Here is a 9,440-nt window from a genome sequence, read left to right as displayed (position 1 = left end):
GCCATTTGGACAGTGTAGTTACAAGAACAAGATTAAACGAACGAGAATAACAAGATGGAGTATCTTATTTTTGGACTAATAGGCTTCATATTAGTAATTCTTGTTATTCATTTTTTTAACAAGGGTAGGACGAAAAAGAAAATAGAAGAAATTCGGACAGGTTGGGGCAATCCAAAAAAAGAGTCGTTTGACTTTGATAGCATTTCTAAATATGCAGACACTGTTAAGGACAGCAAGTTTCATCGACTGACTGACCAAACAATCGAGGACATAGACTTTTATGGACTCTTTGCATTTATCGACAGAACAACCAGCAAAGTTGGACAGCAGTTCCTGTATAAAAAACTACTAGAACCAACAAATAATACTACCGACCAAGCGGAAGGACTCATCAACTTATTTTCCACCGATAAACAACTAAGAGAAGAAGTTCAGTTAGAACTTATTAAACTAAATAATAACGGAGCTTACTATATATCATCCTTATTGATGGATAAACTATTAGAAAAGCCAAAATGGTTTAACCTTCTCATCTTGGATATTATTATTGTTGTAGGCTTGGTGGCTCTATCGTTTAAATTTCCAGTGCTAATAATAGCTCTTATTGTTCCAGTTACATTAAACATGTTCTTACACTACTGGAATAAGAATAATACATTTCAATTTCTAAGGTCATTTCCACAATTGAACAATCTGATTTACGTTTCAAAGGTCTTAATAAAGAAGGGTGACCAATTTCATGACAAGTCAATTGAAGATAGCATATCAAACTTAAAGTCATTTCAGCAAAAAGTAGCATTTATAAACTTTGACAATGGGACAGGAATTCAATCTGAACTAAGTCAATTAGGGACATATTTGACTGAGCTAATAAAGGCAATTTTTCTAATAGAAGTCTTTACGCTTTTTCGGATAACAAAGGAGTTAGAGAATAAAAAAGCATCAATTCAAATACTGTTTGACTATGTTGGTAGTATTGATAGTTCAATTTCAGTGGCATCATTGAGAGCGGGAAAAATCAAGACCTGCATTCCAACTTTTGTTTCCTGTTCAAAAGTATTTCATGCGAAAGGAATATTTCACCCCTTGATTGAAGATTGTGTTAAAAATGACTTATTAATAAACGGAAAGAGCATTTTGATAACAGGTTCAAATATGTCTGGAAAGTCAACTTTTCTGAGAACCTTGGCAATCAATTCAATATTGGCTCAAACAATTTATACTTGCTACGCTGACGAATTCACTTCACCAATTCTTAAACAATTTTCATCAATTAGAATAGATGATAATCTATTTGATGGCAAAAGTTATTATTTTCAAGAAGTTAATATTATGGGTTCATTATTAGGGCAAGTTGAATCCTCTCATCAAAACCTGTTCATATTAGATGAGGTATTTAAAGGGACTAACACGATTGAGAGAATTGCTTCCGCCAAAGCAATTCTGTCATATTTAAATCGCAAAGAGAATATTGTGGCTGTATCTACCCATGACATTGAGTTGGCTGACATGCTTGACAACGAATATGATTTGTATCACTTCACCGAGACAGTTGAAAAAAATGAACTTCATTTCGACCACTGTATAAAAGCAGGGCAACTAAGGACAAGAAATGCGATTAAAATATTAGAATTATCAAATTACCCAGTTGATGTTATCAGAGAAGCACGACAAATAACAACGACCTTAAGGACGACCAAGATATTAAAGTGAGGACTAAATGGCCCAGCTGCCAACACCGGGTTTGTTTAATGGCGGGCGACACAGTCGCCCGTAGTGTCAACAAGTTTATTTATATTCGTGTAGGCGGACAAATCCTCCGGATTTATCCGCCACTAAACAAACCCAAACATTGGCAGCAATGGCTTAACAAAAAAATCCCAACTAATGGCAACAGACAAAATTCAACTCAATCTAAACCGACAACAGTTTGACTCGTTATTAAAAATTTTCTATTTGGGAAAATGGATGCTTGAGTCCCACGAGGACGACTTTGAAATAAAATTCAAACGAGAACAAGAATTAGAACAATTCATCTTTGCTCACGCTGACAATGACTTGGTTGAATTTTCAAACGAATTTGGACGGTTCTTACCGACAACAAAATTTGAATACGAAATGGAGGACACAATTCACAAGTATGACGGCCATATCTTTTGGGACGAGTTAGCTCATAAACTTGCTGAAAGAGACTTGGAGAACGAACTAGGAAAGAAAGTAGATAAAATGACAATCGAAGAAAGACTCTTGGGAGAAGAAAAACACCTGGATAAGTATTTTAATGAATTCATGAAAAACGGAGTAAAAAATCTGACCATCAATAAGGACTAATAATTAAGATTTCAAAAATAGCGGTGGACATAGCCACAGCTGCCAACACCGTGTTTAAATAATTGCGGGGTGTTGTGTCCTTATTCAAAGCGGTTTCTTAATTTCGTACTTAACCGTGGAGAGTTGCGCAGCAGGTCGGGTTTAACATTCCACTTCGTTCCATTTTTAAACCCTCCTACGCCCGCAACTCTTTAAACACAAAACGTTAGCGCCAATGCCCTCAGTGTAACCCGACAATTGACAACAAAATGAAAAAGAACGACTTCGGACTCCATTTCAAACTAAAATCCATCACGGGGACAAGTACACGTTTCATTCATAGCGGGGACTTGAAAACAAAACAAATCGGACCGAAGAATTTCCAGCCGCACTGCAACCGAGAAAAATTCTCGCCAGCGCTTTTGGCACTTACCATTGCCGCACATGCAACACACAATCAAAGCAATGGCAAGAGCCAAGCCACAAAGCTGATTTCAAACATTTTTTTATTTCTGAATTAAAATTAAATTCAAATATAGAAACACTTTAACCCTTTACGTTATGAGACTGCTGACCTTAACTTTAGCACTATTAACTACTCTTATTTCACAAGCACAAACTTTAAAGGATGAGTGGGTTTTAGTAAACAATACTGGGTGCAAAATTCTAGACCCTTATTATAGTGATGGAGTTTCCATGAAATGGGAAGGTGACTGCATTAATGGCAAGGCTAATGGCTTTGGTAAATTAACAAAGTATAAGAATGGTGAGTATGAATCAACCTATGAAGGTGAATATCAGAATGGAATCAGACAGGGAAAAGGAACATTTAGTCACAAAGATGGTTCCGTTTTTAAAGGAACATTCCTAAACGGTCAACTCATTGGATTTGGCTCAGTAACTACAGATGAAGGCTCTAAATATGAAGGTGAATTTATTAATTACAGAAGGCACGGTAAAGGAATATTAACGTTACCTAATGGTTCAGTACTTGACGGTTTTTTTGTTTCAGATAGATTGCATACAGGTAAATACAAGAATTTTGATGGAACTGAAACATATCTTCAAGAGTATGTCCCCGTTCCAAAAATTTCAGAAAAGCAATCTGGCTACAAGCCTGAAATTGGAACTCGCTTAACTGAATACTTTAATGCAGATTGGAAGAGATGTACTCAAAAAGAAGCTGCCTACTACCGATTAGTAACTTATGAAGCACCCAACAAGCCTAAAGGCATTATTAAAGATTACTACATAACTGGTGAACTACAATCAGAATTCTTTGCAGTTTATCTTGATTATGATGATGAGGGAAAGAATTTTCACGAATATGAAGCTACTTGGTATTTTAAAAATGGGAAAATCCAACAGAAAAGATACTACATGAATAATCGTATTAATGGAAAGAATACTTTCTATTATGACAATGGTCAAATAGCGCAAGAAGCTAACTATAACTACGGTATTCTTAATGGTGAATATAAGCAATGGCATAAAACCGGTAAACCAAGGCTTCTGGCTCTTTATGAAAATGGCAATTTGGTAGACAATAAGTATGTAGAGTACGATGAGAATGGACTTGGTGCGCTTGTCTACACTGAAAACTTTACTTTAAATAAGGATATATGGGTATCTAAAGTAGCGAGTTCTGAATCATCAATAAATCCAAGTAACCAACTGCTTTTATCCTTGCCAAAGACTGAGTCAATTGCTAGATGGAATTACATTACACTTGACCAAAAATCCAGTTATTCAATTGAATGTATTATCCATAAAACGAAGGGCAAAGGACAGGAAGGATATGGTTTACTATTTGGCTTTAAAGATTGGAACAATTACTTCAGCTTTGTTATATCGGAATATGGGTCTTACAAAATAACTGGTTACTTTGAAGGGGTTCAACTCAAAATAGCTGATTGGACAAAATCAAATGTTATCAATACAGGTAACAAGCGTAATATGTTAAAGGTCTTTAAGTTTGAAGATGAATTTATATTCTCTATAAATGGCCAAGTAGTTCATAGAGATAAGCCTAAAGACTTGCGTGGAAATTATCATGGTATTTTAGCTACGGGAATAGGTGAATATATTTTAGAAAATTTAATAATAAAGGAATTTTTATCTAAAGAAGAATTAGAAGCAAAAGCACCCAAAGAATCAAAAGGCGATAACTGGAAAGGTAATGGGTCTGGCTTTTTCATTAATGAAAATGGATACATCGCAACCAATTACCATGTTATTCAAGACGCAAATGATATTCAAATTGAATATTTTCAAAAAGGCACAAAGCACATCTATAAAGCAAAAGTTATCGTTTCAGACAAACAAAATGATTTAGCCATAATCAAAATTGACGACCCAAATTTTAAAAAACTAAATAAAATCCCCTATGTCTTCAGTACCAACATTAAAGATGTAGGCACTAGTGTTTTTGCTCTAGGTTATCCAATTGCCAATGTGATGGGCGAAGAAGTTAAGTTTACTGATGGCAAAATCAGCTCAAAAACCGGTATTCAAGGAGATGTTACTGTCTACCAAATTTCCGCCCCAATTCAACCTGGCAATAGTGGCGGTCCATTATTTGATGAAAAAGGAAACTTAGTTGGCATAACATCATCTGGATTAAATAGAGAATTCTTTAAATCTGAAAATGTAAATTATGCTATAAAATCAACGTACCTAAAAAATCTTATTGACGTTATGCCCGAATCAATAAATCTCCCTAATGACTCAGAAATCACTCTTAAACCATTAACGGAGAAAGTGAAGCTTTTATCAGATTATGTACCGTTAATTAGGATTAGGTAAACAAAATTCGATTGGCCTTTTCTCTGTTTTCTGAGTTTCGTTTTAGATTTATAGATTTCGCAAACACATTCAAATTCAATCACATGAAAAGCATTGAAGCATTTGATTTAAGAATCGGCAACATTGTTGACTATTCAGGTCGTGCATTTTTAATAAATGAAATTTACAAAGAGAGTGTTCAAGGAATAAATATCTTTGATGAATCTGATTCAGGTACTATTCCTATAAAAGAAATTACCGGGATTCGGTTTACTGAAAAATTATTAAATAAATTAGGTTGGCATCGCGATAATGGAAATACTTTTAAATTATCAGCTGATAGAGTCCCCAATTCAAATATTAAAAACCATCTTGATATAGAATTCCCTTATGATAATGATGGCATAAGAGTTTGGATGCACCTAAAAGATGGTTATGGCAGTGCTGTTTATCTAAAATATTTACATGAGTTACAAAACCTTTTCCGTGCGCTTCACTTTAAAGAAATATAAATAAGTCTATCTACTTGAAATCAAAGCACTTTCTATGAAACCCTACATATTAATAATTACTATTTTGCTATCCGCTGTGACAGCCTTTTCTCAAACCTATACTTTTTCTAAATTAGTAAAGAAGGCAAGTGTTGAAACATCTTCTGGTACACAAGAGCGAGTATTGAGTACAACCACAGGCCCATTCCGAGTTATTTTCGAAACTCCGAATGACCCACAAATGAAAAGACTTTTTACCGTCCTTAAACCTGGCCAATCTAACGCACCTGGGCTGCCATGGTTTGGTCACATAAAGGATACTGGTTATGGAGAAAAAGGAAGTACAGTCTTTAAGAAAAGTCTTTACTATGATACCGAAAATGACGAAAACGTTCTCGTATTGATTGCCGAGGATTATTCAATGCTAGTTATTTTCAAAACAGATGATACTATATGGGAGTACATCAAATAGACATAACAATTCACAACACAACGGCACACATGCTAAAGCTGCGCAAACCTGCACACATCCAAAGCTTTAGCAAGAGTGCCGACCATGAACCACACGGACAAAGTAGTAAGGACATAGTGTTAATCAAAAGTTAACAGTTACGGTTGCCCCGCGCACGACTTTAGTTTTACAAAACAATTCGGCTGACACATTGCCTTTAAAACGGTGTACAATTAACGAATGACGGGAAGAAGGGCACAGGCGCTAACACCGTGTTTATTTAATTGCGGGGTACGGTGTTGGCTATCAAGTTTTGGTTTCTTAATTTAGTCCGCTGTAGGCGGACAGTTGCGGAGCAAGTCGGGCTTAACATTCCGCTTCGCTCCATTTTTAAGCCCTCCTACTCCCGCAACTAAATAAACACAAAACGTTGTGCACCATGCGAATTGCGAGCTTCGCAATGGGTGACAACGTAGAATTCATAAACCGTTTTTCAATCGTAGTTAACGGCAGACACGCAATCTACTTCGTTCATCTCCACTGCCACCGCGCGACAATCAAGTTTCAAAATTACGTTTGCTGACTGTGAGACAATGTCGGCTTCGGTAGACGGTTCCGCGACTGTATCAAAAGACAAATTGGGACACGTGTGCGCAGACAGTTTTCGGCTTGATAATCAAAATTATGGTCCGCAGATAGTTTAGGCTTTTGCCCGCGCGCACGTGTTGACACCGCACATCTGTCTACTTCGGGCGACAAGGACTTGGTTTCATGATAACATTTTATAACTGTAGACTTAGACTCGTTTCTTTATAACGTTCGACAGAATGCACGGTGCACAACACTGTGCATATTGCATGGCGGGGGACGCTTGGCTAATTCGCGCATCTCTCCTATCTTCGTCCTGCAACGGTGGACATTGCGCATTCCATAAACGCCACGCAATATGCACCCACGTTGGCGGCAAGGCCATTAAAAAAATTCAGCTATGGTGACAAAGGAAGAATTATTAGAGCAACTCGGGAGTCCTTTGACAAATAGAGTTGTCGACAGACTACACAGACTAATTTTCATTCCTCCAGAAGTTTTAGGACAGCTTGCAAGAGAAGCGTTGAACGAAGAATGGGGAAATGATAACTATGCACTTGAGAAATATTTAGCGGTTCAAATTCCGTGGAGCATTGAACAGGGACAATTCACCACCAGCGACAGACAATGGTATGTGACGGCTGGAAATCTACAAACAAGATATGGGACTCCTTTATACTTGGTTATAGAGAGAAATCAAATGGCCAACCGACAACCTTGGTACTTGAGAAAAATTGGTTCTCAAATTTCTGCGCCAAGTTTACCCTCCGCTCCACAAATACCGGACAGACCAAACATACCTTTGGGAGCCGAAATAGTAATGATGCACGACCACATTCTTGGTGACAATGACGAGCGTGTTTCATTTTTACAAGAGGCACCACCAGTTGCTCAAATGTGTGCTATTGCTGGAGCAATTCAATGGTCGTTGAATAGGAATCTACAATTGTCATATTGGTATTTTGGAAAAATGCAGTTCATTGTTCCACTCTATTTAAAAAGTAGAGAGAATATTGCGCAAATGCCGGACTTGGTTGCACCAATTCAAATAAACCCCGACAACTTGTTAGTGAGAACAGTTTTAGCACCACACATGCCGTATGCTAACGCAAGAGTTTCTGTAAGACGACATGACCAATTACCACCTTGGCTAATTGACAGTTGGAGAGAATATTCGACTCAACTGGACAGAGAGGACATCGAAAACCCAGAGAGAGATATAGAGAGTTGAGTGAATGGCCCAGCCGCCAACAAAATGCATGTGCCATAGCGGGGGCTCGGTGTTGCATTTAAGTTTTGTTTCTTAATTTCGTTTCAGTGTGTGGGACAAGGCGCAGCAGGTCGGCCTTAGCATTCCGCTTCGCTTCATTGCTAAGTCCTCCTAAACCCCGCTACGTCACATGCACAAGCGTTGGTGGCAAGCCGCATAGAAAATTTAGACCATGAAAACACAAGAGACAATCGACATAGTTGAACAACAGATTAAGAATTTGAAGGTTCATAGAAACATTGACGCCCCAACGACATTAAAAGAGTTAGATGAACTAAATCATCTTTCATTCGAGAATCTATTGGACAAATTAAAATCAGGACATTTTCAACCATTTCTAGGAATTGGCGACATATACGATAAATTCAACTATATGGCACCAAAAGAACAAAAGTCAATCGCAAGACTTATAATCAATATGCCAAATATAATTGCTATTGCTTCTGCTACATTTGGCGTTTGGAATGGGAACTATCTATTTTTGTTATTACTAATAATTCCATATGCATCCAATTTCATTAGTGCCTTTATAAAAATAAATACACTGAGTACCATTATCACGGTAGGACTTATAGGCTACTTTATATATACTGACAATTATTTCGCATGGAATCTAATCCTAGTTGCTTACTTATCAATATTCTTTGCCAATTATTATCGAAAGTATGTAAACAACACTTTAATAAAACTAAGTTTTTGCAATGAGAAGGTCTTTTGCTTTATGTATTACTCAAGAGTTCTTAGACTAGTAAATACTCAAACTAATGAAATAATATTTAGTAAATAATGGGACAGAAGTATAGATATATTTGTGGAGAATGTGGTTATAAAACTATTATTGTTGGTCAAAAAGACAGAGGTTTTATTTCCATCCAAAATACTTTTGTGTGTACCGACTGCAAAATCTTATTTGACGCTGAAATCCAAATATATTCAGACACTGATGACAAATGGGTCGACAAAAATGAAATAGTGTGTCCAACTTGTAAAAACGATAAAATAGAAGTGTGGGAGAACAAAGTATGTCCAAAATGTTCGACAGAAATGCTGACAGACGATTCACTTATGATATTATGGGATTAACCAATTGACAATATGTGGAAAGTATTTATTATTGGATTTCTAATAACAGCAGTTATTGAATCAATTTTATCCTCATTCTCGACAGTCCTATTCCGAGGACTTGACCCGATGAAACTTAGCATGATGCAAATAAAAATGCTTGACGGTGAAGCAACATTTAACGACAAGCTTAGATTTTTCTTTGTAAATCTATTCTCTTCCCTCTTTAACCCATTGATTTATATAATTGCAGGTGTGATAACATTAATTGCATACTTAATTAGTTAACTGGCACAATAACAAAAGACAGCAAAGCGGCCAGCCACCAACACCGTGTTTATTTAATTGCGGGGTTTTGTATGCCAATTCAAATTCGTTTCTTAATTTAGTCCACCCACGGTGGACAGTTACGGAGCAGGTCGCGCTAAACATTCCGCTACGCTTCATTTTTTAGCGCTCCTACTCCCGCAACTAAATAAACACA

The 9,440-nt window shown here is 36.8% G+C and carries 10 protein-coding genes; all 10 read left to right on the top strand.

What is annotated here, in order from left to right; all coding sequences use genetic code 11:
* Window positions 1-54: 54 nt before the first annotated feature.
* The 10 genes from KF816_17355 (at window position 55) to KF816_17310 (ending at window position 9,244) form a co-directional block, all read left to right on the top strand.
* Entirely contained in the window at window positions 55-1,713 is a 1,659-nt protein-coding gene (locus KF816_17355) for a hypothetical protein (protein ID MBX3009796.1), read from the top strand.
* A gap of 174 nt (window positions 1,714-1,887) precedes the next feature.
* Window positions 1,888-2,331, top strand: coding sequence for a hypothetical protein (locus KF816_17350; GenBank protein ID MBX3009795.1), 444 nt, complete (start codon window positions 1,888-1,890; stop codon window positions 2,329-2,331).
* Between the two features lie 248 nt (window positions 2,332-2,579).
* Window positions 2,580-2,831, top strand: coding sequence for a hypothetical protein (locus tag KF816_17345; protein MBX3009794.1), 252 nt, complete (start codon window positions 2,580-2,582; stop codon window positions 2,829-2,831).
* Window positions 2,832-3,006: 175 nt separating this feature from the next.
* A complete protein-coding gene (locus KF816_17340; GenBank protein MBX3009793.1) occupies window positions 3,007-5,115 on the top strand; it encodes a trypsin-like peptidase domain-containing protein in 2,109 nt (702 codons plus the stop codon).
* 83 nt (window positions 5,116-5,198) lie between these two features.
* Entirely contained in the window at window positions 5,199-5,606 is a 408-nt protein-coding gene (locus KF816_17335; GenBank protein MBX3009792.1) for a hypothetical protein, read from the top strand.
* 34 nt (window positions 5,607-5,640) lie between these two features.
* Window positions 5,641-6,057 (top strand): hypothetical protein, encoded by a 417-nt coding sequence (locus KF816_17330; protein ID MBX3009791.1) that lies wholly within the window; start codon window positions 5,641-5,643, stop codon window positions 6,055-6,057.
* A gap of 1,090 nt (window positions 6,058-7,147) precedes the next feature.
* Window positions 7,148-7,855 (top strand): DUF3825 domain-containing protein, encoded by a 708-nt coding sequence (locus KF816_17325; GenBank protein MBX3009790.1) that lies wholly within the window; start codon window positions 7,148-7,150, stop codon window positions 7,853-7,855.
* A 211-nt stretch (window positions 7,856-8,066) separates the two neighbouring features.
* Window positions 8,067-8,681: a hypothetical protein gene (locus tag KF816_17320; protein ID MBX3009789.1), complete on the top strand. Its 615-nt coding sequence runs from the start codon at window positions 8,067-8,069 to the stop codon at window positions 8,679-8,681.
* Entirely contained in the window at window positions 8,681-8,977 is a 297-nt protein-coding gene (locus tag KF816_17315; GenBank protein MBX3009788.1) for a hypothetical protein, read from the top strand. Before KF816_17320 ends, KF816_17315 begins: the two co-directional genes overlap by 1 nt.
* A gap of 12 nt (window positions 8,978-8,989) precedes the next feature.
* Window positions 8,990-9,244: a hypothetical protein gene (locus KF816_17310; protein MBX3009787.1), complete on the top strand. Its 255-nt coding sequence runs from the start codon at window positions 8,990-8,992 to the stop codon at window positions 9,242-9,244.
* Window positions 9,245-9,440: the final 196 nt, after the last annotated feature.

The sequence above is a fragment of the Melioribacteraceae bacterium genome (assembly GCA_019638015.1).
In the GTDB taxonomy this organism is placed as follows: Bacteria; Bacteroidota; Ignavibacteria; order Ignavibacteriales; family Melioribacteraceae; genus JAHBUP01.
The sequence above is the reverse complement of the archived record's forward strand: the minus strand, read 5'-3'. Positions and strand labels throughout refer to the sequence as shown.

Coding starts and splice junctions, on each gene's coding strand:
- KF816_17310 (MBX3009787.1), top strand. CDS start 8,990: ATGTGGAAAGTATTTATTATTGGATTTCTAATAACAGCAGTTATTGAA.
- KF816_17350 (MBX3009795.1), top strand. CDS start 1,888: ATGGCAACAGACAAAATTCAACTCAATCTAAACCGACAACAGTTTGAC.
- KF816_17315 (MBX3009788.1), top strand. CDS start 8,681: ATGGGACAGAAGTATAGATATATTTGTGGAGAATGTGGTTATAAAACT.
- KF816_17330 (MBX3009791.1), top strand. CDS start 5,641: ATGAAACCCTACATATTAATAATTACTATTTTGCTATCCGCTGTGACA.
- KF816_17345 (MBX3009794.1), top strand. CDS start 2,580: ATGAAAAAGAACGACTTCGGACTCCATTTCAAACTAAAATCCATCACG.
- KF816_17320 (MBX3009789.1), top strand. CDS start 8,067: ATGAAAACACAAGAGACAATCGACATAGTTGAACAACAGATTAAGAAT.
- KF816_17340 (MBX3009793.1), top strand. CDS start 3,007: ATGAAATGGGAAGGTGACTGCATTAATGGCAAGGCTAATGGCTTTGGT.
- KF816_17335 (MBX3009792.1), top strand. CDS start 5,199: ATGAAAAGCATTGAAGCATTTGATTTAAGAATCGGCAACATTGTTGAC.
- KF816_17355 (MBX3009796.1), top strand. CDS start 55: ATGGAGTATCTTATTTTTGGACTAATAGGCTTCATATTAGTAATTCTT.